Origin of the sequence: Micromonospora sp. NPDC049282 (assembly GCF_043197045.1) — a bacterium.
GTDB lineage: Bacteria > Actinomycetota > Actinomycetes > Mycobacteriales > Micromonosporaceae > Micromonospora.
Genome location: NZ_JBICSL010000005.1, coordinates 153,343 through 179,876, shown reverse-complemented (window position 1 = coordinate 179,876; position 26,534 = coordinate 153,343). Strand labels below are relative to the sequence as shown.

Here is a 26,534-nt window from a genome sequence, read left to right as displayed (position 1 = left end):
GTGGCCGGCACCGGAGAGACGCTGCCCGGCGGGTTCGTCGCCGAGGTGGTCCGGATCGGAGACACCGTTCGCCGAACCCCGCCCGCCGACGCCGCGTTCGCCGCCGCGCTGCTGCGGCACCTGGCGGCGACCGCGCCCGGAGTCGCGCCCGCGTACCTCGGGACGGACGAGCGGGGCCGGCAGGTGCTCTCCCACATCGACGGGCTGGTGCCGTGGCGCGACCGCGAGGACGCGGCCTTCTTCGCCGACGCCGCGCTGACCCGCCTGGCCGGACTGGTCCGGGCGGTGCACGACGCCTGCGCCGGCACCGTGCTGGCCGGCGGCGCGGAGACGGTCTGCCACCGGGACCTGTCGCCGAAGAACACGGTCTACCGGGTCGGGCCGGCCGGCCCGGCGCCGGTGGCGCTGCTGGACTGGGACCTCGCCGGCCCCGGCCGCCGGATCGAGGACGTGGCGTTCGCCGGCTGGCACTGGGCCGCCCTCGGCGGCGACGCCGACCCGGCCGAGCTGGGCCGCCGCGGCCGGCTGCTCTGCGACGCCTACGAGGGAACGGCCGGCGGGCTGCTCCCCCGGTCCGAGCTGGTCGCGGTCATGCTCGACCAGATCGAGGACACCTGGCGGGGCATCGACGCCGGCGCGGACCGGGGCGAGCCCGCGATGCGCCGGCTGCGCGCCGCCGGCGTGGTCGAGACGGTACGCGGTTGGCACGACTGGCTGCGCTGGCACCGCCCGACGATCGAGGCCGCGCTGGGCACGGGGTGAGCTCCCGGCGGCGGCAGGGCCGCCGGCGGTCCGGCAACGGCATGTTCGGGAGCAGCCCGCCCCGACCGGCAGCGGCACCGACACCACCACGCGGGGCCGCTGATCGCCGCCCGTCACCTCCGCGACGCCTTTGGAGCTGACATCAGAAACGACTCACGGCGCCGAGGCCCGCTCGGGCAACGCGTGAGTCGTTGACGACATCAGCTCGAAAGGCACCCCGACAGCGGCATCGGGCCGGTGGGCACCGCCGACGCCCGCGACCGCCCGACCGCCCGACCGCCGGAGCGGCGGAGCGGCGGCACCGCACGGGCGGGCGGTCCGCCCGGCGGGATCCAGTCAGCGCGGCGGCACGACCAGGCGGGCCTCGTAGGCGGCGATCACCAGGTGCACGCGACCGTGCCCGGGTCCTGGGCGGTGTACGCCGCCTGGCCGGTGGCCGCCGCGTTGCTCGCCGCGGTCGTCGTGCACCGCCGCGAACCCTGAGCCGGGGCCGTGGGCGCGCCCGCACCGGGCGCGCCCACGTACCGGCCTCAGGCGACGACCGAGACCATCCGTCCCTTCACCACGATCACCTTGCGGGGCTCCTTGCCGGCCAGCGCGCCGGCGACCGCCTCCAGCGCGGCCGCGCGGACCGCGTCCTCCGGCGCGTCGGCCGGCACCTCGATCCGACCCCGCACCTTGCCGTTGATCTGCACCGGGTAGGTCACCGACTCGGCCACCAGCAGCGCCGGATCCGCCACCGGGAAGTCCGCGTACGCCAGCGAGGTGTGGTGGCCCAGCCGGCGCCACAGCTCCTCGGCCAGGTGCGGGGCGAACGGGGCGACCATCAGCACCAGCGGCTCGGCCACCTCCCGCGGCGTCTCGGCCAGCCGGGTCAGGCCGTTGGTCAGCTCGATCAGCTTGGCGATCGCGGTGTTGAAGCGGACCCCGTCCATGTCGACGCGGACCCCGTCGACCACCTTGTGCAGCAGCCGTCGGGTCGCGTCGTCGGCCGGCGCGTCGGTGACCCGCGACTCACCGGTCCGCTCGTCCACGACCGTGCGCCAGACCCGCTGCAGGAACCGGTACGAGCCGACCACCGCCCGGGTCTCCCACGGGCGGGACACCTCCAGCGGACCCATCGACATCTCGTACACCCGGAAGGTGTCGGCGCCGTACGCCGCGCACATGTCGTCCGGGGTGACCACGTTCTTCAGCGACTTGCCCATCTTGCCGTACTCGCGCCGGACCTCGGTCTCGCCGTGGAACCAGCGGCCGTCCACCTCGACGACCTCCTCGGCGGGCACGTAGGCGCCACGCGGGTCGACGAACGCGTACGCCTGGATCATGCCCTGGTTGAACAGCCGACGGAACGGCTCGAACGACGAGACGTGCCCCAGGTCGAACAGCACCTTGTGCCAGAAGCGGGCGTACAGCAGGTGCAGCACGGCGTGCTCGGCGCCGCCGACGTACAGGTCCGTTCCTCCACAGTCGCCCTCGCCGCGCGGACCCATCCAGTACGCCTCGTTCTCCGGGTCGGCGAACCGCTGCGAGTCGGTCGGGTCCAGGTAGCGCAGCTCGTACCAGCACGAGCCGGCCCACTGCGGCATCACGTTGGTCTCCCGGGTGTAGCGCTTCGGCCCGTCACCCAGGTCCAGCTCGACCTCGACCCAGTCGCGCCGCCGCGACAGCGGGGTCTCCGGGTTGCTCTGCGCGTCCTCCGGGTCGAACGTCTTCGGCGAGAAGTCGTCCACCTCCGGCAGCTCGACCGGCAGCATCGACTCCGGCAGCGCGATCGGCGCCCCGGTCTCGTCGTAGACGATCGGGAACGGCTCGCCCCAGTAGCGCTGCCGGGAGAACAGCCAGTCGCGCAGCCGCCAGGTGACCGCGCCCGCGCCGTGCCCGTTCGCCTCCAACCACTCGATGATCCGCGCCTTGGCCTCGGCCACTCCCAGGCCGTCCAGGTCCACGCCGCGCTCCGGGGCGGCGCTGTTGATCGCCGGCCCGTCGCCGGTGAACGCCTTGCCGTCGAAGCCCTCCGGCGGCGCCACGGTGCGCACGATCGGCAGCTCGAAGACCTCGGCGAAGTCCCAGTCCCGCTCGTCCTGCGCGGGCACCGCCATGATCGCGCCGGTGCCGTACCCGGCCAGCACGTAGTCGGCGATGAAGATCGGGATCTGCCCGCCGGTCGCCGGGTTGGTCGCCCAGGCGCCGACGAAGACGCCGGTCTTCTCCCGGCTGTCCGCCTGCCGCTCGACGTCCGTCTTGGCCGCGGCGGCCTTCCGGTACGCCTCGACGGCCTCGCGCGGACCGGCGTGCCCGCCGGTCCAGGCGTCCTTCGTCCCCTCCGGCCAGGCGGCCGGCGTCAGCACGTCGACCAGCTCGTGCTCGGGCGCCAGCACCATGTAGGTGGCGCCGAAGATCGTGTCCGGCCGGGTCGTGAACACCCGCACCGGGGCGGCGGCGGTCGGGAAGTCGATGTGCGCGCCGGTCGACCGGCCGATCCAGTTGCGCTGCTGCAGCTTGATCGGCTCGGGCCAGTCCAGCGTGTCCAGGTCGTCCAGCAGCCGGTCGCCGTACGCGGTGATGCGCATCATCCACTGCTTCAGGTTGCGCTTGAAGACCGGGAAGTTGCCCCGCTCCGAGCGGCCGTCGGCGGTGACCTCCTCGTTGGCCAGCACGGTGCCCAGCCCCGGGCACCAGTTCACCGGCGCCTGGGAGACGTACGCCAGCCGGTGGTCGTCGACGACGCGGCGGCGCTCGGCCACGGTCAGCTCGGCCCAGGGGCGGCCGTCCGGGGTGGGTCGGTTCCCGCCCTCGAACTCGGCGATCAGCTCGGCGACCGGCCGGGCCCGCTTCGCGTCCGCGTCGTACCAGGAGTTGAAGACCTGCAGGAAGATCCACTGCGTCCAGCGGTAGAACTCGGTGTCGATGGTCGCGACCGAACGCCGCTCGTCGTGGCCCAGCCCCAGCCGGCGCAGCTGCGCCCGGTACCGCTCGATGTTGGCGACGGTGGTGGTGCGCGGGTGGGTGCCGGTCTGCACCGCGTACTGCTCGGCCGGCAGGCCGAACGCGTCGAAGCCCATCGCGTGCAGCACGTTCCGCCCGGTCATCCGCTGGTAGCGGGCGTAGCAGTCGGTGCCGATGTAGCCCAGCGGGTGCCCGACGTGCAGGCCGGCGCCGGACGGGTAGGGGAACATGTCCAGCACGTACAGCTTCTCCGCGCCGGCGCGGGGGTGGCCCGGGTCGGCCAGCGGGCCGGTCGGGTTCGGCGCGTGGAAGGTGCCCTCCCGTTCCCAGGTGTCCTGCCAGCGGTTCTCGATCTCGTCGGCCAGGGCGGCGGTGTACCGGAACGGGGGAATGTCGGTGGCCGGTGCGGCTGCCTCACTCATGGCGTCTCCTCGGCGCGGGTCATGTCGGGTGGTGGAGGTCTGCTTCGGGCACAAAAAAGCCCCTCGCGCAGGAGGGGCGGCCGTGCTGTCGCGTGTTCAGCGCATCAGCACGGCTCGGTAAGAAGCAGGAAGGCTCCGGCCATGCCGGCAGTGTACCCCGGTCCCCCGTCCGGCGAATATTCGGGGCGTAACCGACCGACCACCTGCGGGAGTCGGCGATAACGACAAACATGGTTAGCCTGAGAGGCCAGTGAGATGCGTGCGGCAGAAGAGGCTCGGCGTCGCGAACCCAACGGCGGGTCCAGGTGCTCTATACAGAGCTGCCGTTCCGGCGACGAGGAGGAGGCCCGTGACACAACAGACCTGGGACGAGGTGGGCGGTCTGCTGCCGCACGACGAGTTCCGTGCCGCCAGCGAGGCCATCGTGGCCAACATCGAGCAGGTCATCGCGGGTAAGACGGCCACCGTCCGGCTCGCCCTGGCGGTGCTGCTCGCCGAGGGTCACCTGCTCATCGAGGACGTGCCCGGCGTCGGCAAGACCAAGCTCGCCAAGGCGATGGCCCGATCCATCGACTGCTCGGTCCGCCGCATCCAGTTCACCCCCGACCTCCTGCCCAGCGACGTCACCGGCGTCAGCGTCTACAACCAGGAGACCCACGACTTCGAGTTCCGCCCGGGCGCGGTCTTCGCCAACCTGGTCGTCGGCGACGAGATCAACCGGGCCTCGCCGAAGACCCAGTCGGCCCTGCTCGAGTGCATGGAGGAGCGACAGGTCACGGTCGACGGGGTGACCTACCAGCTGCAGACGCCGTTCATGGTGGTCGCGACGCAGAACCCGATCGAGATGGAGGGGACCTACCCGCTGCCCGAGGCGCAGCGGGACCGGTTCACCGCCCGCATCGCGATGGGCTACCCGGACCCGACCGCCGAGCTGGCCATGCTGGACGGCCACGGTGGCACCGACCCGTTGCCGGGGCTGCGGCCGGTCGCCGACGCGGCCACCGTGCGCCGGTTGATCGGTCACGTCCGGCAGGTGCACGTCGCCGACGCCGTCAAGCAGTACGCGATCGCCCTGGTGACCGCCACCCGCGAGGCGCCCGACCTGCGGCTCGGCGCGTCGCCGCGGGCCACCCTGCAACTGCTGCGCACCGCCCGCGCGGTGGCCGCCCTGGAGGGCCGCGACTACGTCCTGCCGGACGACCTCCAGGCTCTCGCGGTGCCGGTGCTGGCGCACCGGATCATCCCGACGGCGGACGCGCAGCTGGCCCGGCGCACCACCGACGCGATCGTCGCCGAGCTGGTGCACCGCCTGCCGTTGCCGCACGACCGGCAGCGGTCCCCGTACGACACCCGGCCCGGCAGCGGGAACGGCAACGGCCGCGGGCCGTACGAGCCGCGGAGGCCATGACGTGCGTGACGGCCTGCGCGGGCTGACCACCCGCGGCCGCTCCTTCCTGGCGGCCGCGGTCGCCGCCGCGATCTCCGCCGGCATCCTCGGCGAGAAGGACCTGCTCCGGGTGGCCGTCCTGCTCGCCGTCCTGCCGCTGCTCGCGGCGGCGTACGTCGGGCGCAGCCGCTACAAGCTGGCCTGCCACCGCACGCTCGAGCCGCACCGGGTGCCGGTCGGCGCCAGTTCCCGGGTGGTGCTGCGGTTGCAGAACCTGTCCCGGCTGCCCACCGGCACCCTGCTGCTGGAGGACCGGCTGCCCTACGCGCTGGGCAGTCGCCCCCGGGTGGTGCTGGAGCGGCTCGGCGCGCACCAGGCCAGCTCCGTGGCGTACACGGTCCGCGCCGACGTGCGTGGCCGCTACGACGTGGGTCCGCTGGTGATCCGGCTGACCGACCCGTTCGGGCTGTGCGAGCTGACCCGGTCGTTCCCCAGCATCGACCACCTCACGGTGATCCCGCAGGTCACCTCGCTGCCCTCGGTGCGGCTGCCGGGCGAGTACGCCGGCAGCGGCGACAGCCGGGCCCGTTCGGTCGCGGTGCACGGCGAGGACGACGCCGCCACCCGGGAGTACCGGAGGGGCGACGACCTGCGCCGGGTGCACTGGAAGTCCACCGCCCGCACCGGCGAGCTGATGGTGCGCCGCGAGGAGCAGCCGTGGGAGAGCCGGGCCACCGTGGTGCTGGACACCCGCGCCGCCGGCCACCGGGGCGAGGGGCCGACGGCCAGCTTCGAGTGGGCCGTCTCGGCCGCCGCCAGCATCGCCGTGCACCTGCGCCAGGCCGGCTACAAGTTGCGCCTGGTCACCGGCAACGGCGTGGACGTCGGCGCCACCGAGGCCGGCGGTGAGGGCCTGCTCCTCGACCATCTCGCCGAGGTGCACCTGGACCGGCGCGGCGAGATCACCACGCTGGTGCAGCAGGTCCGGCAGCGGGCCGACGGCGGCCTGATCATCGCGTTGTTCGGCACGCTCGGCGACGCCGAGGCGGAGCTGCTGGCCGGGCTGCGCGGCAACGGCGCCACCTGCGTGGCGTTCCTGCTCGACAGCAACACCTGGCTGAACCTGCCCGCCAAGGCCCGGGTCGAGGCGGACCGGGCGCACGGCAGCTCCGCCCTCGCCCTGCTGCAGAGCGGCTGGCGGGTCATCGGGGTGGAGCACGGCAACCGGCTGCCGGCGCTGTGGCCGCAGGCCGGCCGCGGCTCCCAGGGCTTCGCCCTGCGGGCGGCACTGGCCGAGACGGTCGCCGGCGGCATGCGATGACCGGAAGGATGACTCGGTGACCCCGCACCGCAACATCGGTTTCGTCGCCGCGGCGGCGACCCTGCTGGCGGCGGCCCCACTGTCGGCGATCTTCGAGCGTTGGACGTGGCTGGTCCAGGCGGCCATCGTGGTCTCCGTGGTGGCCGGCGCGGCGGCGCTGAGCCGGTTGGGCCGAGCCCCGCTGTGGGGTCAGCTGCTGGCCATGCTCGCCGGCCTGACCCTGGGCCTGACGTGGGTCTTCCCCGGCGGCACCGAGCTGCTCGCGTTCGTGCCGACCCCGGCCACGTTCGCCCACTTCGGCGACCTGCTCCAGACCTCCTTGCAGGACATGCGCGCGTACGGCGTCGAGGTCCCCGACGTCGACTCGCTGCTCTTCCTCGCCGTGCTCGGCATCGGCGCGGTGGCCGTGCTGGTCGACGTGCTCGCGGTCGGGCTGCGCCGGCCGGCGCTGGCCGGGCTGCCGATGCTGGCCATCTACTCGGTGCCGGTGGCGGTCTACGTGGACAGCGTCCCCGCCACCCCGTTCGTGGTGGGCGCCGCCGGTTACCTGTGGCTGCTGGTGACCGACAACGTCGACCGGGTGCGCCGGTTCGGCCGCCGGTTCACCGGCGAGGGGCGTGACGTCGACGTCTGGGAGGCGTCGCCGCTGGCCGCGGCCGGCCGCCGGCTGGCCGCGGTCGGGGTGTTGGTGGCGGTGGCGCTGCCGCTCGCCGTGCCCGGGATGACCGGCGGCCTGATGAACAACGTCGGCGCCGGCCCCGGCGACGGCAGCGGGCGGCCCGGCCAGGGCGGCAGCACCGGCCGGATCGACCTGTTCGCCGCGCTGAGCGGCCAGCTCAACCAGAGCGAGCGGTTCGACCTGGTCAAGGTCACCACAAACGAGCCGAACCCGTTCTACCTGCGCCTGGGCGTGGTGGACGATCTGCGGCCGAGCGGGTTCCAGGCGCGCGTGCCGACCGGGCAGCAGGTCACCCGCGACCTGCCCGACCCGGCCGAACGCGCTGCCCGCGGGGTCGGGCAGCGGACCTACCGGGCCACCGTCGAGGTGACGAAGAACCTGAACATGCCGCTGCTCCCGGTCTACGCCGAGCCGGTCCGTACCGAGGGCCTCAACGGCAACTGGCGTTACGACCCCAACCAGCAGGTGGTCTTCTCCAACCGGGAGAACGCGCGCGGCAAGCGCTACTCCTTCGACTACGTGCGATCGACGTTCAGTCAGGACGCGCTGCGCGCCGCGCCGGCCCCGCCGTCGGAGAGCGCGGTGATGCGTCAGCAGACCACCAGACCGACGATCCTGGACGTCGAGCGACTGGTCACCCACCTCACCGAGGGCCGGAAGACCAACTACGACAAGGTCCGGGCGATCTACGAATACTTCTCGGTGGAGAACGGCTTCACCTACGCGCTCTCCACCCGCAACGGCAGCAGCGGTGCGGACATCACCGACTTCCTCGCCACCAAGGTCGGCTACTGCCAGCAGTACGCCGCGGCGATGGCCTGGCTGGTCCGGGCCGCGGGCGTGCCGGCCCGGGTGGCGGTCGGCTTCACCAACGGCAGCAACACCGACGGCGGCACCTACGTGCTGACGAACCAGAACCTGCACGCCTGGACCGAGGTCTACTTCGGCGGGATCGGGTGGGTGCCGTTCGACGCCACCCCGGCGGCCAGCATCCCCGGCTCGGTCCGGTCCGTCTGGGCCCCGGACACCGACGCGCCGAAGGAGATCACCCCTTCCCCGGGTAGCAGCGCCGCGCCCGGCGCGGCGGACCCGTCGGCGGGCCCGAACGAGCCGGACCGTCTCGACAAGGACGCCGACCAGGGCCTGGCGGTCGGCGAGAGCGGACCGACCCGGCAGGACACGGTCTGGCCGTGGTGGCTGGCCGGGGCGCTCGCCCTGCTGGCGCTGCTCGCCGTGCCGGCCCTGCGCCGCTCGGCGCTGCGCCGCCGACGCCGGGTCCGGGCGACCTCGCCGGTGGCCACCGCGGTGGCCGTGCCCGGCCAGCGGGGTCAGGCCCGCGAGGTCGTGGTCGGGGTGGACGCCGAGGCGGCCCGCGCCGACGCGCACGCCGCCTGGGACGAGTTGCTGGACACGCTCGTCGACTTCCACGTCCCGGTCGACGGCACCGAGACACCGCGGGCGACCGCCGAGCGGTTGACCCGGGAGACGCTTGTCGAGGACGCCGGGGCGGCGACCGGGGTACGGCTGCTGGGCCGGGCCGAGGAGCGGGCCCGCTACGCCCGCGATCCGCTCACCGACGCCGAACTGCAGCCGGCGCTGCGGACGGTACGCGGGGCGCTCGTCGCGCGCGCGAGCCGGCGTACCCGGCTGCTGGCCGCGGTGCTGCCGCCGTCGGTGCTGATCCGGTGGCGAACCACCCTGGCCGAGCGCTCGGCCCGGCTGGTCACCACCAGCGGGCAGGCGCGGCAGTGGATGCTGCGCTGGAGCCCACGTCGCCTGTTGGCGAGCCGCCCCGCCCGCTGACCCACCGCTGTCGGCCGACGTCCGGCCGGACCGGCCCGCTGACCACCGGGACTGGCCGGTCTGGCCGGTCTGGCCGGTCTGGCCGGTCTGGCCGGTCTGGCCGGTCTGGCCGGAACGCGTCCCTGCCCGCCGCTGACCACCGGGACTGGCCGGTCTGGCCGGAACGCGTCCCTGCCGGCCGCTGACCCGACCCCGGCTCGCTGACCGCCCGCCGGCCACTCCGAGCCGAAGTGCGGACCGGTCTCGCCCCGCCCACCGCTCCCCGGCCGCTCCCTCAGCGCGTGCCCGCACCGCCACAGTCCGTATCGATCAAGGAGTTTTCGTCAGCGCGGAGCGAATCCCGGACGCGAACTCCTTGACTGCGCGGCGAAGAACCCGGTCGCTCGAGATCTTGGTACCAAACGGCCCCTCTGGGGGCCTGTTCGTACCAAGATCTCCACCTGTCCAGACGTTCGGGCGGCCGGAAACGTGGCACGGAGTCGGGCAGACCGCAGGAGCGGAACGGCCCGGAGCGGGGACCAGACAGGAGCCGGGACCGGACAGAAGCGGAGACCGGACAGAAGCGGAGACCGGACAGAAGCGGAGACCGGACAGAAGCCGGGACAGGGAACGGGAACCCGGATCGGAACGGGAGCGGGGATCAGGCCGGACGGGGTCAGGCCGAAGCGGGCCGGGACGTGATCACGGGCGCGACGGAGCCGGCGCGCTCGCCAGCGGGTGCCGGCGAGGACGGCCTGTCGTCGCCCGCCCCGGTCAGGGGCGGGGGCGTGGTCAGCGGTGGCCCTCCGGGCGCTGCCGCCAGCGGTCCTCCATCCGATCCAGGAAGGAGCCGCGGCGACCACCACTGCGGCCACGGGGACGACGCCGGCTCGTCGTGGTGCCGCCGACCACGTGCAGGTCGGGCGACTGGGATCGACGGTGCGACTGCACCGCGTAGCCCAACGAGCCCAGCATGACGACGAAGCCCGCCACGGCCACCGCAGGAATCTTGATCACGGCCCCATAGATCAACAGGGCCAGACCAGCGACGACCACGCCGGCAGCGACGAGCACGCGACGCCGCGCGTGGAAGCGCGGGTCGCTGGCGCGCACGGCCGAGGCGAACTTGGGATCCTCGGCAAGCGACCGCTCGATCTGCTCGAACAGCCGCTGCTCGTGCTCCGAGAGCGGCACGGCACTCCTCCCCGGTCACGTTGGTCGGCCCGGTCGGGCCGACAGACCGTGGCAGCCAGCCGGCTGCTTACCCGCAAGTCTACGAGGGCCCTCGCGCGTCGGAAAGCGGGACGACCTACGGCCGGGTCGGTTTTTCGACTCGCCGCTGGTCACGCCGGCTGAGAAGACTGGCCGGACCTATGACGGACCGCCCGAAACGGGCGGCTGCCGCATCCGCCGCCGCCTCCGCCTCCCGCCAGCCCCGCTCCGGCTCACCCAGGGTGAGCTGCCGCGGCGTCTCCTCCGCCGGGGCGAGCCCTTCCATCCGGACGCCGACCAGGCGGACCGGCTCGGCCGGGGCGAGGACGCCCCAGAGCGCCCAGGCAGTGTCGAACATCTCCCGGGCGGTGTCGGTCGACACGGCGAGGGTGCGGGCGCGACTCACCGTGCGGAAGTCGGCGAACCGGACCTTCAGCGACACCGTGCGACCCACCTGCCCGGCCGCCCGCAGCCGGGCGCCGGCCTTGTCGGCGAGGGCGAGCAGGGCCCGCCGGATCTCGCCCGGGTCGGTGACGTCGGTCTCGAACGTGGTCTCCGCGCCGATCGACTTCTCCACGTGCTCCGGGGACACACCGCGCGGGTCCCGCCCCCAGGCCAGCTCGTGCAGGTGCGCGGCGGACGCCTCGCCCACCGCCCGGCGCAGCAGACCGGGCGGCGCCTCGGCCAGGTCGCGCACGGTGCGCAGGCCGAGCCGGCGCAACGCCTCCGCCGACCGCTCCCCGACCCCCCACAACGCCGACACCGGCAGCGGGTGCAGGAAGTCCAGCACCCGGTCGGCGGGGACCACGAGCAGGCCGTCCGGCTTGGCCCGGGTGGAACCGAGCTTGGCCACGAACTTGCTCGACGCCACCCCGACCGAACAGGTCAGCCGCTGCTCCTCGGCCACCCGGCGGCGGATCAGCGCGGCGATGGCCGCCGGCCGGCCGAACAACCGCCGGGCGCCGGCCACGTCGAGGAACGCCTCGTCCAACGAGAGCGGCTCGACCAGCGGGGTGACGTCGCGGAAGATCCCCATGACCGCCCGGGACGCCTCCGAGTAGGCGCTGAAGTCGGGCGGCAGGTAGACCGCGCCCGGGCAGAGCGCACGGGCCCGCGCGGTGGGCATCGCGCTGCGCACCCCGTGCCGGCGGGCCTCGTAGCTGGCCGAGCTGACCACGCCGCGTGGGCCGACGCCGCCCACCACCACCGGCCGGCCGCGCAGCTCGGGACGGCGGCGCACCTCCACCGAGGCGAAGAAGGCGTCCATGTCGACGTGCAGGATCGAACAGCCGGTGTCGTCGGCGTCCGGCCCGAAGCGTGGCTCACCGCCCCGGGGCAACGACTGGCTGCGGCCCATGACCCGCAGGCTAGCCCGCCGGTCCGACACGCGCCCCGGTCAGCCCCGGACCACCAGCAGCGGCACGGTCATCTCCGCGGCGGTGTCCGCTCCGTGGTACGCCACCAGCCGCGACACGATCGGCGGCTCCGAGCGGGTGGCGACCACCGCGTACGTGTCCCGGCAGACCACCACCACGTCGCCGATCCGGGCCAGGTGCGCCTCCGGCACCGGCCCGAACCAGCCGGTCGCCACCGCCTCCGCCCGGGTCAGCACGTCGGCCGTGCCGCCCAGCACCGCCGTCCAGGCGGCCACCACGTCGGCCTCCGCGCCCGGCTCGACGTGCAGGTAGCGGACCCGGGGCTCGCCGGCCACCACCCGGACCCCGGCCCGCAGCCGGGGATCGGCGTCCAGGTCGATCCGGTGCCCGGCCGGCACGTCGAGCTGGCCGTGGTCTGCGGTGACCAGCAGCGCGGCGTCCGGCGGCAGCCCGTCGACCAGCCGGGCCAGCAGCGCGTCCACCTCGGCGGCGGCCGACCGCCACGGCGCGGAGTCGACGCCGCTGAGATGCCCGTGCCGGTCCAGGTCCGGGTGGTAGCCGGAGACCAGGGTCGGCCCGGCGCCGGCGGCCAGCGCGGCCAGCATCCGCGCGGCGAGCGCGTCGATCCCGGCCGCTCCCCGGTAGTCGCCGCCCCGGTTGGCGGCCAGGGTGAGGCCGCTGCCGGCGAACTCGGGACGGCTGACCACGGTCACCGCCACCCCGGCGGCGCGGGCCCGCTCGTACCAGGTGGGGACCGGCTGCCACCGGGACGGCTCGGGGTCGCCGGTCCAGTCGACGTGGGTGAGCACCCGGTCGGTGCCGGGCACCCGGACCGTGAAGCCGAGCACGCCGTGCGCGCCCGACGGGGTGCCGGTGCCGAGGCCGACCAGGCTGGTCGGGGTGGTGGAGGGGAAACCGGCGGTGAGCGGGGAGCCGGTGGTGGCGGCCAGCCCGGCCAGGGTGGGCGCGTACGGCGCGGCGGTAGGTATCTGGTGCCAGCCGAGCCCGTCCACCAGCAGCACGGCGATCCGGCGCACCCCGGCCAGCCGGGGGGTCAGGCCGAGCAGGTCGACCGCGCCGGGGACACCGAGCAGCGACAGCGCGCTGGGCAGCACGTCGACCAGGCTGCCACCGCCGTAGCGGGGCGCGACCCGCTCCAGCGGCCCCGGGGCCGGGCCGGTCATGCCGGGCGGCGGGCGAACAGGTGCAGCTGGGCGGCGAGGTCGCGGTACGGCGGCTTCGCCGACAGGGCGCGCTCCAACTCGAGCAGGGCGGCCGGCTGGCCGTCCGCCACGGCGGCCGGGAGCAGGTCGGCGAACACGCGTACCCCGTGGATCTCCTCGACGGCGAGCCCGGCGGCGGTGAGCAGCGCGCCCGCGCCCTCGGCGTCGTACCGGCGGCGCAGGGTGTCCCGGCCGCCCGCGGTGCCGTGCTCGTCGGCGGCGAGCGCGGCCGCGGCGTCGAGCTGACCGTTGATCGCCCGGCCGAGCACGGCGGCGGCCCGCGCGGCGACCAGCACGCTGGCCGCGCCGCCGGGGCGCAGCGTGCCGGCCAGCGCCGTGATCACCGGCGTCGGCTCGTCGACCACCTCCAGGACGGAGTGGCAGAGCACCAGGTCCATGGAGGCCGGTTCGACCAGCCCGGTGAGCGCGTCGGCGTCGCCCTGCGTCGCGCGTACCCGATCGGCGACCCCGGCCTCGGCGGCCCGGCGGGTCAGCGCGGCGAGCGCGTCGGGGCTGGCGTCGACCACGGTGACCCGGTGGCCGGCCTCGGCGAGCGGGACGGCGAAGCCGCCGGTCCCGCCGCCGACGTCGAGCACGGAGAGTCGCTCGCCGGCCCGCCGGTCCAGCTCGGCCCGGAGCACCGCCCAGATCACGGCGGTGCGGGGGGTCAGGGTTCGGGTCTGCTCCACGCCGCCGAGCCTAGTCACCCCCGGGCGCGGGGTCAGGACTCGCCGCCGCCGGCCGGGTCCTCCTCGGCGCGGGAACGCTGGGCGTTGGCCACCGGGCCGTCGGTCACCTGGTGCTCCCGCGGCTCGATCTCGTGGGTGGGCGCCCACCCGGCGCCGAGCCGGGTCCGCCGGGCGTTGGCCACGCCACCGGGGTACGTGCTGTGAAAGGTCATCGTTCATCCCCCATACCGGGGTGGGCGACTCTGCCCACCCGCGTCGGGAGTCTCCCGTGTCCGGGCCCCGGAAACCGTAATGTGGATCACTGCCATCAACGGAAATCCCGGGACGCCGGCGTGACGGGCGGCTCGATCGCGTCCAGCCGGTCCGCGGTGAGGTTCGTGACGCCCTCGTGCCGCTGCAACCGGCCCCGCACCACAAGTGCTCCGCTGGTGCGGGCGATTCGACGGTAGCGCTGCCAGAGCCCCGGCGAACACGTGACGTTGAGCATGCCGGTCTCGTCCTCCAGGTTGAGGAACGTGACCCCGCCGGCGGTCGCCGGCCGCTGCCGGTGGGTGACGATCCCGCCGACCCGGATCCGCTGCCCGGGCGGCACCTGGCCGAGCCGGGCGATCGGCACCGCGCCCAGCGCGTCGAGCCGGTCCCGGATGAACCGGGCCGGGTGGCTCTCCGGGGACAGGCCGGTGGCCCAGACGTCGGCGACCAGCCGGTCCACCGCCGCCATGCCGGGCAGGGTGGGCGGGTCCACGCCGGTCACCGTGCCGGGCAGCCGGCCGGGCCGGTCCTGGGCCGCCGCGCCGGCGGCCCAGAGGGCCTGCCGCCGGGTCAGCCCGAAGCAGGCGAAGGCGTCCGCGGTGGCCAGCGCCTCCAGCTGCGCCGCGGTGAGACCGGCCCGGCGGGCCAGGTCCGGCATGTCCCGGTACGGCCCGTGCGCCGCCCGCTCCGCCTCGATCCGCTCGGCCACGTCCTCGCCGAGGGTACGGACGCTGCCCAGCCCGAGCCGGACCGCCGGACCGCCCAGCCCCCAGGCGTGCGGCGGCTCCCCCGGCACGCTGCCCCACCGGGTCTGCGGCGTGGACTCCAGCACCGCCTTGGCGCCGCTGGCGTTGATGTCCGGCCGGCGTACCTCGACGCCGTGCCGGCGGGCGTCGTCGGCGAGCGTCTGCGGCGAGTAGAAGCCCATCGGCTGGGCGTTGAGCAGCGCGGCCAGGAACGGGCCCGGGTGGTAGCGCTTGAGCCACGAGCTGGCGTACACCAGGTAGGCGAAGCTCATCGCGTGGCTCTCCGGGAAGCCGTAGCTGGCGAACGCGGTGAGCTTGCGGTAGACGTCGTCGGCCAGCTCCCCGGTGATGCCCCGCTCGGCCATCCCGGCGTAGAGCCGGTCGGCGATCTGCGCCATCCGCTCCACCGAGCGTTTCGCCCCCATGGCCCGGCGCAGCTGGTCCGCCCCGGCCGCGTCGAAGCCGGCGAGGTCGATGGCGAGCTGCATGAGCTGCTCCTGGAACAGCGGCACGCCGAGCGTCTTCTCCAGCGCGTTGCGCATCAGCGGGTGCGCGTACGTCACCGGCTCCTGGCCGTTCTTGCGCCGGATGTACGGGTGCACCGAGCCGCCCTGGATCGGGCCGGGCCGGATCAGCGCCACCTCCACCACCAGGTCGTAGAACTCGCGGGGCTTGAGCCGGGGCAGGGTGGCCATCTGGGCCCGGCTCTCCACCTGGAACACCCCGACCGAGTCGGCCCGGCAGAGCATGTCGTAGACCTCGGGGTCGTCAAGCGTCATCTCGCCCAGGTCGAGGCTGGAGCCGATCAGGTCGTAGCCGTAGTGCAGCGCGGACAGCATGCCGAGGCCGAGCAGGTCGAACTTGACCAGGCCGACGGCGGCGCAGTCGTCCTTGTCCCACTGGAGCACGCTGCGGCCGGGCATCCGGCCCCACTCCACCGGGCAGACCTCGATCACCGGCCGGTCGCAGATCACCATGCCGCCGGAGTGGATGCCCAGGTGCCGGGGGAAGGTCTGCAGCTCGTTCGCGTACGCGACCACCTGCTCCGGGATGTCCGCCACGTCGACCGCGGCGACCGAGCCCCACCTGTCGATCTGCTTGCTCCAGGCGTCCTGCTGGCCGGGCGAGAAGCCGAACGCCTTGGCCACGTCCCGCACCGCCGACCGCGGCCGGTACGAGATGACGTTGGCGACCTGGGCGGTGTGCTCCCGGCCGTAGCGGGCGTAGACGTGCTGGATCACCTCCTCCCGGCGGTCGGACTCGATGTCCACGTCGATGTCGGGCGGCCCGTCCCGTTCCGGGGCGAGGAAGCGCTCGAACAGCAGCCGGTGCCGGACCGCGTCCACGTTGGTGATGCGCAGCGCGTAGCAGACCGCCGAGTTGGCCGCCGACCCCCGGCCCTGGCAGTAGATGTCCTGCTCGCGGCAGAACGTGACGATGTCGTAGACCACCAGGAAGTAGCCGGGGAAGCCCAGTTCGTCGATCATCCGCAGCTCATGCTCCAGCTGCGCGTACGCCTCCGGGTGCGCCTCGGGCGGGCCGTAGCGCTCGCGGGCGCCGTCCATGGTCAGCCGGCGCAGCCAGCTCATCTCGGTGTGCCCGGCCGGCACCGGGTACGCCGGCAGCTGCGGCGCGACCAGGTGCAGGTCGAACGCGAGTTCCGCGCCGAACTCGGCGGCCCGCGCCACCGCGCCCGGGTACGCGGCGAACCGCGCCGCCATCTCCGCGCCGCTGCGCAGGTGGGCGGTGGCCGCGGCGGGCAGCCAGCCGTCGATCTCGTCGAGGCTGCGCCGGGCCCGGACCGCGGCCAGGGTGGTGGCCAGCCGGCGCCGGCCCGGGGTGGCGTAGTGCACGTTGTTGGTGGCCACGGTGGGCAGCCCGGCCGCGGCGGCCAGCTCGGCGAGCGCGTCGTTGCGGTCGGCGTCGACCGGATGCCCGTGGTCGGTCAGCTCCACCGCCACCGTCTCCGCGCCGAACAACGCGGTGAGCCGGTCCAGCTCCCGGGCCGCCGCGTCGACCCCCTCGGTGAGCAGCGCGGCGGGCACGTGCCCCTTGCGGCAGCCGGTGAGCACCAGCACGTGGTCGCGCAGCTCGGCGGCGATCTCCGCCAACTCCCCGTAGACCGGGCGGCCCTTCTCCCCGCCGCGCAACTGGGCCCGGGAGATGGTGGCGGCGAGGCGCGCGTACCCCTCGTGCCCGTGGGCGAGCACCAGCAGGTGCCGGCCGAGCGGGTCGGGCTCGCCGTTCTGCGGGCCGGGCAGCCCGAGGGACAGCTCCGCCCCGAAGATCGTCGGCAGCCGCAGCGCGCGGGCCGCCTCGGCGAAGCGCACGACACCGTAGAAGCCGTCGTGGTCGGTGACGGCGAGCGCGGTGAGCCCCAGCCGGGCCGCCTCCTCGGCCAGTTCCTCGGGGTGGCTGGCCCCGTCGAGGAAGCTGAAGTTGGAGTGCGCGTGCAGCTCCGCGTAGGCGACCGTGCCGGCCGGGCGGTCCAGCTCCGGCGGCCGGTATTCCGGCCGCTTGCGGCTCCAGGCCGGGGAGTCGCCGCCGTCGGCGTCGACCGCGAGCGGGTCCACCACGTGCAGGTGCCGTTCGCCCCTGACTCGCTCGTCCTTCGCCCGCTCGTCCTTCGCCCGCCCGGAGAGCACCTGCTCCAGCTTCGACCAGGGCATCTTCGGGTTGTGGAAGCTCACGCCGCGCTCCCCCGCCCGGTGCCGGCCGAGATCCTCCGGCTTGCCGAGATCTTGGAAGATCTCGGCCCCCAGAAGGGCCACGGGCTTCCAAGATCCCCCCGGCCGGCCGCACGCGCCGGCCGAGGGCCGGCCTGCGGTTGCCTACGAACTTGATGGCACGGATGAGTCACGGCGACGGCGACGGCGACGGCGGCGGCAGCAGCGGCGTGGTGGTGGTGGTGCGGCGATCCGTTTGCGCCATCAAGTTTGTAGCCTCCGTCGGGTGGTAGCCGGCGCGGCACGTCGACATGCCGCGGAGGCGAGACTCGCCGCTCAGTCATAGATCGCCTCCACCAGCCACTGCCCGCCCTCGACCGCGAGCAACAGGGCCGTGCCGTCGACCAGGCAGACCTGGAACCGGGCTCGACGACGCGCCTCGGCCGGCGCCCACCAGCGTTCGTCCACCGGCCACGGGCCGGCCCATCCGGAGATCTCGGCCGGGCGGCCGGTGCCCACGGTCAGTCGGACCGGCGCCGCGCTGACCGCCAGTCGGGCGCTCACCACGACCGGCTCCCCCACCGCGTCGTGCACCTCGGCCGGCAACGGGGCGGGCAGCACCACGGCCGGCGCCGGCGGCGGGATCCGCCCCGGCCACGGCGGTTCGGCCGCCGCCCGGCCCCGGCCGGCCCGGCGGCCGCCCCGTCCCGCCACCCCACCCGAACCGGCGGACGCGACCGACACGGCAGCCGAGCCCGACGCCACCGTCGAGGTCGGCGGCACAGCCGGGGTCAGCGGCACAGCCGGGGTCAGCGGCGCCGACGCCACGGCCGGGGTCGGCGGCACCGACGCCAGGGCCGGTGGGGCGGCACCCGGCGGCGGGAGAGGCGGCAACGGCGGCGGGCCGGGGCGGGCGGGCACCCGCTCGTCGCCCCACGGGACCAGGCGCACCTGATCGGCCGGGGAGCGTCCGCCACCGAGCACGGCGGTGACCACCGCCTCTGGGCCGAGGATGCCCTGGACCCGGCTCAGCGCGCGGTGCGCCCGCTCCCGCTCCGCGCCGGTCTCCCCCCACAGCCCGGGTTGCAGGCCGGCCCGGGCGAGCACCCCGTCCGGCACCAGCCGCAGCCGGATGATGCCGGCGGTCGGGCGGGTCGGGCGGGCTCCGCCCCGGCCGTTGCTGCCGGAGAGCCAGCCGTCGAGCTGCCAGCGGACCCGGTCGGCGATGGCCGCGGCGGTGAGCAGGCCGTCGTGCCGCCACACCCGGTGCAGTTCCTGGCCGTGCGCGGTGACCGCCTCGATACCGAGCCGGGTGCAGGCCAGCCCGTACGCGGCGAGCCGCTCGTGCAGGCACTCGGCCAGCGTCCGGGCGGCGAACGCGGCGGCGTCGACCCGGTCGATCGGCTCGTCGTGCTCGGCGGTGACGGTCAGGTCGGCGGGCGGCTGCCGGACCGCGAGCGGACGGTCGTCCCGTCCGGCGGCGAGCCGGTGCGCCAGCGCCCCGTCGAGGCCGAACCGGGCCAGCACGTCCCCGGCGGGCAGCGCGGCGAAGTCGCCGAGGGTGCGGATGCCGAGCCGGCGCAACAGGTCGGCCAGGGCGGGCCGGCCGAGCGCCTCCACCGGCCGGCCGGCCAGGAACTCCGCGGTGCCGCCGGGGCGCACGATCCGCCCCTCCCGGGCGGCCAGCCCGGCCGCGAAGACACCCTCGGCGATGCCGACCTGGCTCTCCACCGCGCAGCTCTGGGCGACGTGCTCGACGATCCGCTCGGCCGCCGCCTCCTCGCCGCCGAGGTAGCGGCTCGGCCCCCGGGCGGCGGTCGCGCACGCGCCGGGCCGGATCACCTCGACGCCGGCGACCACCTCCTCGACGGCGGCCACCACCGGCTCGAACGCCCGCGCGTCCCGCCCGGGGTCGTGGTCGACGACGGTGAGCCCGGGGCAGCGGCCCTGCGCCTCCCGGCGGCGCAGCCCACGCCGGATCCCCTCGGCCCGGGCCCGCTCGGAGCAGGCCACCACCCGATTGGCGTGCAGCACCACGACCGGGTCGGTGGCGGGCACCCCGTCGACGATCTCGGCGGCGAGGACGGGCCAGTCCGGGCACCAGAGCAGCAGGGCCCGCGGCGGGGCGCTCACGGGGTTTACCTCAGTTCGCGACTGCGGGGCTCGCAAACCCGGCTCACTCCTCGCGCTCACGGGCGGGCTGCCGGGGTCACCACGCGCAGCCGGCGGGGCGGGGCGGCGGGGACGCCGGACCCGGCGAAGCGGGGAATCACCCGGGTCAGCTCGTCGCCGGGCAGCCACACCTTGATCTCCTTGGGCCGGGCGGCGGCGCCCCGGCCGCGGGCCGAGACGGTCACCTCGCGGCGGCGCAGCCGCCCGCGGCCCGGCCCGAGCCCCTGCCAGACGCCGCGGACCACCTGGAGCGTCACGTCCGCACCGTCCCACCGGCCGTACGGGACCAGCACGCTGCCCCGCTGCCGGGCCCGGGCGGCCAGCCGGGCGGAGACCGAGGCGGAGACCGTGGTCGGCACGGCGGTGACCACCACGTCGACCCCGTCGATGAGCGCGGCCACCACGGTGGGCCACTCCGGCCCGGGGTCGGGCACCAGGGCGAGCCGGTCCAGGGCGATCCCGGCCTCCGCCGCCGCGCCGGCCCCGAAGGTGGGTACGCCGACCACGGCGCACCACGAGCCGGCCCGGGACGCCTCGGCGAGCAGCGCCAGGATCAGCGAGGTGGCGCCGCTGTGCCGGGGTTGGCCGACGCCGACCGCGACGGTGCTGCCGCGCCGCAGCCCTCGGTTGGGCAGCAGCCCGGTCAGCTCGGCCCGGACGGGGAGCATCCGATGGCCGCCGGCCGGGTCGGGCGCGCTCGCCGGACGCACCAGCTCGGCCAGGGCGGCGGAACCGACCACCATGCGGCCCGCCATCGGACCAACCCCCCGTCGTGGTTCGCCACGGGCCCGGCCCGTGGGTGGTGCTGTGGATCGTGTGGAGCGGCGCCCGGCCACCCGGGTCCCGCCGATGGCGGCCGGGCGCCACGACTCAGGCGGCGGCCGCCCCGGGACGCGGCGCGGCGACCGAACCGGGACGCGGCGCGGCGACCGAACCGGGACGCGGCGCGGCGACCGAGCCGGAGCGCGGCGCGGCGTCGGATCCGCCCAGCCGGAGCGGTCGGTGCAGGCCGTCGAGCGTCGGTTGGTGCGCCAGCCCGAGCGCGGTCTCCACCACGGTCACGAACTGTTCGGCGGCGCGCAGCAGATCGTCGGCCTCCCGGGCGGTGACCACCCGGGGGATGCCGGCCTCGGCGGCGGCCCGCTTGCTCGCGCCGGCGGCGAAGAGGGCGGCCCACTCGTCCAGCTCGGGGGCGACGGTGGCGAGCAGCACCCAGACGCTGGTGATCCGGTTGCGCCGGGTGGGCGCGGGACGGGCCCGGGCGGCGAGCACGGCGGCGGCGGCGCGCAGCGCCGCGAGGTGGGCGGCGGCGTAGCGGAGACCGTCGGGACGGGTGCGGGCGGCCTCGACCAACCCGTCGCGGGCCACCACGAGCAGCTGGGCGGGGGTGCGGTGCGGCAGCACGTGCGCGGGCACCGTGGGCGCCTGGGCCGGACTGGTCGGCATGGGTCTCTCCTCCGCGTGTGGCCGGGGCGGGCGGTCGCGCGACGGGGAACCGTCGCCCGGTCGCCCGGAGCGGTCGGTGCGGAGGAAGACGCACCAGTGCTGGCGGCCGGCCGGGTGTGGACGCTTCCCCACACCCACACCCGGCCGGCGTGCCGGCGGGTCCGTCGCCCGCCGCCCGGGGGTCGTGGGCGGCGGGCGACGACCTGCCTGACGGGCTCGAACTCGCGACTGTCCGAGGCCCGGTGCGGCCCGCGGAGCCGCACCTTCCGGAAGCCGGTGCCGCGAAACACCGCTTCCGGAGCTTGGCGAACGGTGTGCGCCCCGGTCGCGTCGGCGGGGAACCGATCGCGGTCGAATCGAACACTCGTTCTAACTACCCTGACAGTACACCTCCCCACCGACGAAAACGCAATGTGTGACGCGCCGGGGACACTCCGGCCGGCGGTGCGGATTCTCCGCCGGGGCACAGCCTCGGGCGAAGGAGAACCGGAACCCACCGGCCGACGGTTTACCCCATGAACGCCTGCCGTGCCGAGAAGACCGTCCGGTGACCGCCACCGTGGCCGGCCGGCGGGCCGTACGCCCCGCGCCGCCGGCCGCCCCGGCCTGGTCGGCCGACGTCGCCGGCATCCTCGCGGCGCTCAGCCCGCTGGTCGTCACCGCCCTGTGGAGCACGACCGCGGGGCGCGGGAGCCGCTGCCGGGGCCACCACCGGGCTCACCTGCTGGTGGACGCCGCCGCCCGGTCCCGGGCCACCCCGGGCTGGCCCGGGGACCGGGCGCGGGTGACCGTATCGTCTGCCTGACGGCGGTCGCGGGCCCGCCGGCGAGGCGGGAGGGGCGAGCCGTGCGGGCCGGTGAGGTCGACAAGAAGCGGCTGTTCGAGCTGCTCTGGGGCGCGCCCGCCGGGCCCCGGCGCGGGCCCCGTCCCACGCTCTCGCCGGCCGCCGTGGCCCGCGCCGGCATCGCCGTCGCGGACGCCGACGGGCTCGACGGGCTGACCATGCAGCGGGTCGCCGAGTCGCTGGGCGTCACCAAGATGGCGCTCTACCGCTACGTGCCCGGGCGGGCCGAACTGGTCGCCCTGATGCTGGACGCGGCGCTGGGTAAGCCACCCCCGCCACCGGCCGGCGCCGGGTGGCGCGAGCAGCTCGACGACTGGACCCGGCGGCTGGTCGAGCGGTTCCGCCGGCATCCCTGGGCGCAGGCGGCGGCCGTGGGGGCCCGCCTGCCCGGGCCGAACGAGCTGTCCTGGGTGGAACGCGTCGTCGCCGCGCTCGCCGGCGCCGGGCTCACCGCACACGAGCGGCTCGACGTGGCGACGCTGCTGGTCGGGCACGCCCGCAACCTGGCCGCCCTGCCGCCCGGGTCCGGGCGGGAGACGGCGTTCGGCGCGCTCGTCGAGGGCCGGGAGGACCGCTTCCCGGCCCTGGCCGCCGCCCTGGCCGACCCCTCCACCCCGGCCGCCCTCCACGCCTCCGCCTCTCCCGCCCCGGACCCCACCCTGGACTTCGGTCTCACCCGGATCCTGGACGGCATCCAGGCCCTGCTCCACGCCCGCGCCGCCGCACGCCACCACAACCCCGTCGATCATGAGGTTGACGGTCCGACACGCCGGGGACCGGACACGCCAACCTCATGATCGCCGCGCCCGGCGGCGGGCGGTCCGCGCGGTGGGGGGAGAATGAACGGCATGCAGCCACATCCGAACGTGCGGGCGGTGCAACGGGCGCTCGACGAGGCGGGGGCGCGGGACGGGGCCGGCGGCCCGAGCACCGTCCGTCTGCTGCCGGCGGCGGTGCACACCGCCGCCGCGGCGGCCGGCGCGCTCGGCGTCGACGTCGGCGCCATCGCCAATTCGCTGGTCTTCGACGCGGACGACGCGCCGCTGCTGGTGCTCACCTCCGGCGCGCACCGGGTGGACACCGCCGGGCTGGCCGCCACGCTGGGCGTGGCCCACCTGCGCCGGGCCAGCCCGGACTTCGTCAGGCGGCACACCGGTCAGGTGATCGGCGGGGTCGCCCCGCTCGGCCACCCCGGGCCGCTGCGCACCCTGGTCGACACCGCCCTGAAGGGGTACGACGAGGTGTGGGCGGCCGGCGGCGTGCCGCAGGCGGTGTTCCCCACCACGTACGCGGAACTGCTGCGGATCACCGGCGGCGACCCGGCCGAGGTGGCGTGAACCCCGACCTCGTCACGCTGCACGTGTGGCGCGTCCCCCGCCGGGCCGTACCCGGCGCGCTGGCCCGGATGGCGACCCACCCGGCGCGGCTGCGCCGGCTGCCCGGCGTCCGCTTCGCCAAGCTGCTCGGCACCGGGACCGGCACCGGCTTCGGCCCCGGTGACGCCGACCTGACCCGGTGGGCCGCGCTTGTGGTCTGGGACTCCCCCGCCGCCGCGGCCGGCTTCGACGCCTCACCGGTCGCCCGATCCTGGGCCCGGATCGCCGACGCCGCCGTCCGGCTGGAACTGCGACCGCTGACCAGCCGGGGCGAGTGGTCCGGCCGGGAGCCGTTCGGCGCGCCGACCGGCGGGCGGGTCACCGGGCCGGTGCTGGCGCTGACCCGGGCCCGGCTGCGGGCCCGCCGGGCGGCCACGTTCTGGCGGGCCATCCCGCCGGTCGCCGCGGAGCTGCGCGCCGCGCCCGGGCTGCTCGCCCGGTTCGGTGTCGGCGAGGCGCCGCTGGGCTGGCAGGGCACGGTGAGCGTGTGGCGCGACCCGACGGACCTGGTCGCCTTCGCGTACCGTTCCCCCGAGCACCGCGCCGCGATCACCCGCACCCCCACCGAGGGCTGGTACGCGGAGGAACTGTTCGCGCGGTTCGCGGTGGGCGACGTGGTCGGCGACCGTACGGTGCTCGGCTGGGTCGCCGCCGGCGGCGACCCCGACTCGGCGAGAGGGAACGCATGAGGCTGGTGCGCTGGACGCCGGACGACCTGGTCCGACGGCTGGACGACGTGGTCGCCGTCTACGGCGAGGCGATGGGCTACCGCGCCGACCTGCTGGAGGCCCGGCGCGGCTACATCGCCACCCACGTCCGACGGCCCGGGTTCCGCGCCGTCGCCAGCCTGACCACCGAGGGGCACCTGGCCGGTTTCGGGTACGGCTACCTCGGCGCCACCGGGCAGTGGTGGCATGACCAGGTGCATCGGGCGCTGGACGCGGAGGCCCGGCAGCGCTGGCTGGCCCGCCCGTTCGAGGTGGTCGAGCTGCACGTGCGACCGCCCGCGCAGGGGCACGGCGTGGGCGCCCGCCAGTTGCGCGCGCTGCTCGCCGTGGCCGAGGGCGACACCACACTGCTGTCCACCCCGGAGGCCGACGAGGAGAAGTCCCGGGCCTGGCGGCTGTACCGCCGGTTCGGCTTCGTCGACGTGCTGCGACACTTCCACTTCCCCGGCGACGAGCGGCCGTTCGGCGTGCTCGGCCGGGACCTGCCGCTGCCCCCGCCGGACACCCCGTGAGCGCGAGGAGCGAGCCGGGCCTGCGAGCCCCGCAGCCGCGAACGAAAGCGGCACCGTGAGCGCGCGGCTGCCCTGGGCGCTGCTGGCCGTGCTGGTCCTCGCCCAGATCTGCTACCCGCTCACCGGCGGCGCGACCCGGGCCGGGCTCACGGTGGCCACCGTGGTGCTCGGCTGGCTGCTGTCGGTCGGCCACGCGCTGCTCACCCGCGGCGCCCGTACCGCCGCCGCGCTGGTCGCGGTCGTCACCGGCGGCGGGTTCGCGGTGGAGGCGATCGGCGTGGCCACCGGCTTCCCGTTCGGTACCTACGACTACTCCGGCGAGCTGGGCCCGAAGCTGGCCGGGGTGCCGCTGATCATCCCGCTCGCCTGGACCTGGATGGCCTGGCCGGCGTGGCTCACCGCGGTCCGCCTCGTCCGCTCCCGCGTCGCCCGGATCGCGCTCTCGGCGGTCGGGCTGGCCGCCTGGGACCTGTTCCTCGACCCGCAGATGGTGGCGGAGGGCTACTGGACCTGGCGGAACGCCACGCCCGCGCTGCCCGGGCTGCCCGGCATCCCGATCAGCAACTACCTCGGTTGGCTGGGCTTCGCCGTGCTGCTGGCCGCCGTGCTGCGCCCGCTCGCCGGGCCGGCCGTCGACCGGGTCGACGGCCGGGACGCCCCGATGTTCGCGCTCTACCTCTGGACGTACGCCTCCAGCGTGCTGGCGCACGCGGTCTTCCTCCGGCTGCCCGCGTCCGCGGTGTGGGGCGCGGCCGGCATGGCGGTGGCCGCGGTGCCGCTGGCGGTGGCGCTGTGGCGGAGCCGCCGGGACCGCGCCGTCGCCGCCGATCCCGCGTCCCGGGTCGACGCGCCGGCATGACCGCCGCCCTCGCGCTGGTGGTGGCGGTCGCCGCGCTCACCGGGCACACGCTTGTCAACGCCGTCGCCTGGCTGCGCCGCCCCACCGCCGGGCCGGTCGAGGTCGCCGAGGCGGTGGCGGTGCTGCTGCCGCTGCGCGACGAGGCCGACCGGGTCACCCCGTGCCTGCGCGCGCTGCTCGCCCAGCGCGGCGTGCCCGGGCTGCGGATCGTGGTGCTCGACGACGGGTCCACCGACGGCACCGCCGACGTGGTCCGCACGGTGGCCGGCGCCGATCCGCGGGTCACGCTGCTCACCGGCGTCGCCCCGCCGCCCGGCTGGCTGGGCAAGCCGCACGCCTGCTGGCAGCTCGCCACCCGCGCCGACCCGGAGCCGACCGTGCTGGCGTTCGTCGACGCCGACGTGGTGCTCAGCCCGTACGCGGTCGCGGCGGCGGTGACCGAGCTGCGCGCGGCGGGCGCGACGCTGCTGTCGCCGTACCCCCGGATCGTGGTGCGGACGGCGGCGGACCGGCTGGTGCAGCCGCTGTTGCAGTGGTTGTGGCTGACGTTCCTGCCGCTGCGCGCGATGGAACGCTCGCGGCGGCCCTCGCTGGCCGCGGCCGGCGGGCAGTTCCTGGTCGTGGACCGGGCCGGCTACCTGCGGGCCGGCGGCCACGCGGCGGTGGCCGACAAGGTGCTGGAGGACATCGAGCTGGCCCGGGCGGTGAAGCGGGCCGGCGGCCGGATCGCCCTGGCCGACGGCTCCCGGCTGGCGTCCTGCCGGATGTACGACGACTGGCCGCAGCTGCGCGACGGCTACACCAAGTCGCTGTGGGCCTCGTTCGGGCACCCGGCCGGCGCGGGCGGCGTGCTGGCCCTGCTGCTCCTGCTCTACACCGCGCCGCCGCTGCTGGCCGTCGCCGCGCTGGTGGCCGGCGCGCCGGGGGTGGCCGGGGCGGCGACGCTTGCCTACCTGGCCGGCGTGGTCGGGCGCGTGGTCAGCGCCCGGGCCACCGGCGGCCGGGCCTGGCCCGACGCGCTGGCGCACCCGGTGTCGGTCGTGGTCCTCGGTTGGTTGACCGTCCGGTCGTACCATCTGCGGAAGCGACGCCGGCTCACCTGGCGGGGTCGCCCGGTCACCTAGGAGGGGC

20 protein-coding genes and 2 pseudogenes are annotated in these 26,534 nt (G+C 75.8%); 12 read left to right on the top strand and 10 right to left on the bottom strand.

The annotated features are described in order from the left end of the window. Together ACGFI2_RS11810 and ACGFI2_RS11805 are read left to right on the top strand one after the other, a co-directional pair. Window positions 1-762, top strand: coding sequence for a phosphotransferase family protein (locus ACGFI2_RS11810; protein ID WP_393514563.1), 762 nt, complete (start codon window positions 1-3; stop codon window positions 760-762). A gap of 237 nt (window positions 763-999) precedes the next feature. Continuing rightward, entirely contained in the window at window positions 1,000-1,245 is a 246-nt protein-coding gene (locus tag ACGFI2_RS11805) for a hypothetical protein (RefSeq protein ID WP_393514560.1), read from the top strand. A 47-nt stretch (window positions 1,246-1,292) separates the two neighbouring features. Here the strand turns inward: ACGFI2_RS11805 and leuS are convergent, their stop codons facing one another. Next, window positions 1,293-4,133, bottom strand: a complete 2,841-nt coding sequence (gene leuS, locus ACGFI2_RS11800) for a leucine--tRNA ligase (RefSeq protein WP_393514557.1) — start codon at window positions 4,131-4,133, stop codon at window positions 1,293-1,295. A 349-nt stretch (window positions 4,134-4,482) separates the two neighbouring features. Between leuS and ACGFI2_RS11795 the strand changes: the two genes are divergently transcribed. The 3 genes from ACGFI2_RS11795 to ACGFI2_RS11785 are packed head-to-tail and all read left to right on the top strand — an operon-like array spanning window position 4,483 to window position 9,323. Continuing rightward, window positions 4,483-5,541, top strand: coding sequence for an AAA family ATPase (locus tag ACGFI2_RS11795; protein WP_393514554.1), 1,059 nt, complete (start codon window positions 4,483-4,485; stop codon window positions 5,539-5,541). Window position 5,542: 1 nt separating this feature from the next. Beyond that, entirely contained in the window at window positions 5,543-6,841 is a 1,299-nt protein-coding gene (locus ACGFI2_RS11790) for a DUF58 domain-containing protein (RefSeq protein ID WP_393514551.1), read from the top strand. Between the two features lie 16 nt (window positions 6,842-6,857). Further along, window positions 6,858-9,323: a DUF3488 and DUF4129 domain-containing transglutaminase family protein gene (locus ACGFI2_RS11785; RefSeq protein WP_393514548.1), complete on the top strand. Its 2,466-nt coding sequence runs from the start codon at window positions 6,858-6,860 to the stop codon at window positions 9,321-9,323. Between the two features lie 771 nt (window positions 9,324-10,094). Here the strand turns inward: ACGFI2_RS11785 and ACGFI2_RS11780 are convergent. From ACGFI2_RS11780 to ACGFI2_RS11740, 9 genes and pseudogenes are all read right to left on the bottom strand, one after another. Beyond that, window positions 10,095-10,496: a DUF3040 domain-containing protein gene (locus ACGFI2_RS11780; RefSeq protein WP_393514545.1), complete on the bottom strand. Its 402-nt coding sequence runs from the start codon at window positions 10,494-10,496 to the stop codon at window positions 10,095-10,097. 115 nt (window positions 10,497-10,611) lie between these two features. Continuing rightward, window positions 10,612-11,871 (bottom strand): DNA polymerase IV, encoded by a 1,260-nt coding sequence (locus ACGFI2_RS11775; RefSeq protein ID WP_393514542.1) that lies wholly within the window; start codon window positions 11,869-11,871, stop codon window positions 10,612-10,614. 39 nt (window positions 11,872-11,910) lie between these two features. Further along, the gene (locus ACGFI2_RS11770) at window positions 11,911-13,074 is read right to left on the bottom strand and encodes an alkaline phosphatase family protein (protein WP_393514539.1); all 1,164 of its coding nucleotides are present in this window, start codon (window positions 13,072-13,074) and stop codon (window positions 11,911-11,913) included. Next, window positions 13,071-13,820, bottom strand: coding sequence for a methyltransferase domain-containing protein (locus tag ACGFI2_RS11765; protein WP_393514536.1), 750 nt, complete (start codon window positions 13,818-13,820; stop codon window positions 13,071-13,073). Before ACGFI2_RS11765 ends, ACGFI2_RS11770 begins: the two co-directional genes overlap by 4 nt. A gap of 14 nt (window positions 13,821-13,834) precedes the next feature. Continuing rightward, window positions 13,835-14,014 carry a hypothetical protein gene (locus ACGFI2_RS11760; protein WP_089157237.1) on the bottom strand — a complete coding sequence of 60 codons (180 nt, stop codon included), beginning with the start codon at window positions 14,012-14,014 and terminating at the stop codon, window positions 13,835-13,837. Window positions 14,015-14,109: 95 nt separating this feature from the next. Then, entirely contained in the window at window positions 14,110-17,490 is a 3,381-nt protein-coding gene (locus ACGFI2_RS11755; RefSeq protein WP_393514974.1) for an error-prone DNA polymerase, read from the bottom strand. Between the two features lie 312 nt (window positions 17,491-17,802). Continuing rightward, window positions 17,803-19,599, bottom strand: a pseudogene (locus tag ACGFI2_RS11750) (DNA polymerase Y family protein). A 56-nt stretch (window positions 19,600-19,655) separates the two neighbouring features. Continuing rightward, window positions 19,656-20,393 (bottom strand): hypothetical protein, encoded by a 738-nt coding sequence (locus ACGFI2_RS11745; RefSeq protein ID WP_393514533.1) that lies wholly within the window; start codon window positions 20,391-20,393, stop codon window positions 19,656-19,658. Between the two features lie 259 nt (window positions 20,394-20,652). Continuing rightward, window positions 20,653-21,084: pseudogene (locus tag ACGFI2_RS11740) on the bottom strand (SAV_6107 family HEPN domain-containing protein); the annotation flags it as partial. Between the two features lie 547 nt (window positions 21,085-21,631). Between ACGFI2_RS11740 and ACGFI2_RS11735 the strand changes: the two are divergent. Genes ACGFI2_RS11735 through ACGFI2_RS11705 form a run of 7 tightly spaced genes read left to right on the top strand, consistent with a single transcriptional unit; the run spans window position 21,632 to window position 26,527 of the window. Next, window positions 21,632-21,889, top strand: a complete 258-nt coding sequence (locus ACGFI2_RS11735) for a hypothetical protein (protein ID WP_393514530.1) — start codon at window positions 21,632-21,634, stop codon at window positions 21,887-21,889. A 41-nt stretch (window positions 21,890-21,930) separates the two neighbouring features. Further along, window positions 21,931-22,725, top strand: a complete 795-nt coding sequence (locus ACGFI2_RS11730; protein ID WP_393514527.1) for a TetR/AcrR family transcriptional regulator — start codon at window positions 21,931-21,933, stop codon at window positions 22,723-22,725. 51 nt (window positions 22,726-22,776) lie between these two features. Further along, window positions 22,777-23,265, top strand: a complete 489-nt coding sequence (locus ACGFI2_RS11725; RefSeq protein ID WP_393514524.1) for a YbaK/EbsC family protein — start codon at window positions 22,777-22,779, stop codon at window positions 23,263-23,265. Continuing rightward, window positions 23,262-23,993, top strand: a complete 732-nt coding sequence (locus ACGFI2_RS11720) for a monooxygenase (protein WP_393514521.1) — start codon at window positions 23,262-23,264, stop codon at window positions 23,991-23,993. The genes ACGFI2_RS11725 and ACGFI2_RS11720 overlap by 4 nt, the downstream gene beginning before the upstream one ends. Continuing rightward, window positions 23,990-24,544, top strand: a complete 555-nt coding sequence (locus ACGFI2_RS11715; protein WP_393514518.1) for a GNAT family N-acetyltransferase — start codon at window positions 23,990-23,992, stop codon at window positions 24,542-24,544. The genes ACGFI2_RS11720 and ACGFI2_RS11715 overlap by 4 nt, the downstream gene beginning before the upstream one ends. Before the next feature lie 55 nt (window positions 24,545-24,599). Continuing rightward, window positions 24,600-25,403, top strand: a complete 804-nt coding sequence (locus ACGFI2_RS11710; protein ID WP_393514515.1) for a carotenoid biosynthesis protein — start codon at window positions 24,600-24,602, stop codon at window positions 25,401-25,403. Continuing rightward, complete coding sequence (locus ACGFI2_RS11705) at window positions 25,400-26,527, top strand: glycosyltransferase (protein WP_393514512.1); 1,128 nt, start codon at window positions 25,400-25,402, stop codon at window positions 26,525-26,527. Before ACGFI2_RS11710 ends, ACGFI2_RS11705 begins: the two co-directional genes overlap by 4 nt. Window positions 26,528-26,534: the final 7 nt, after the last annotated feature.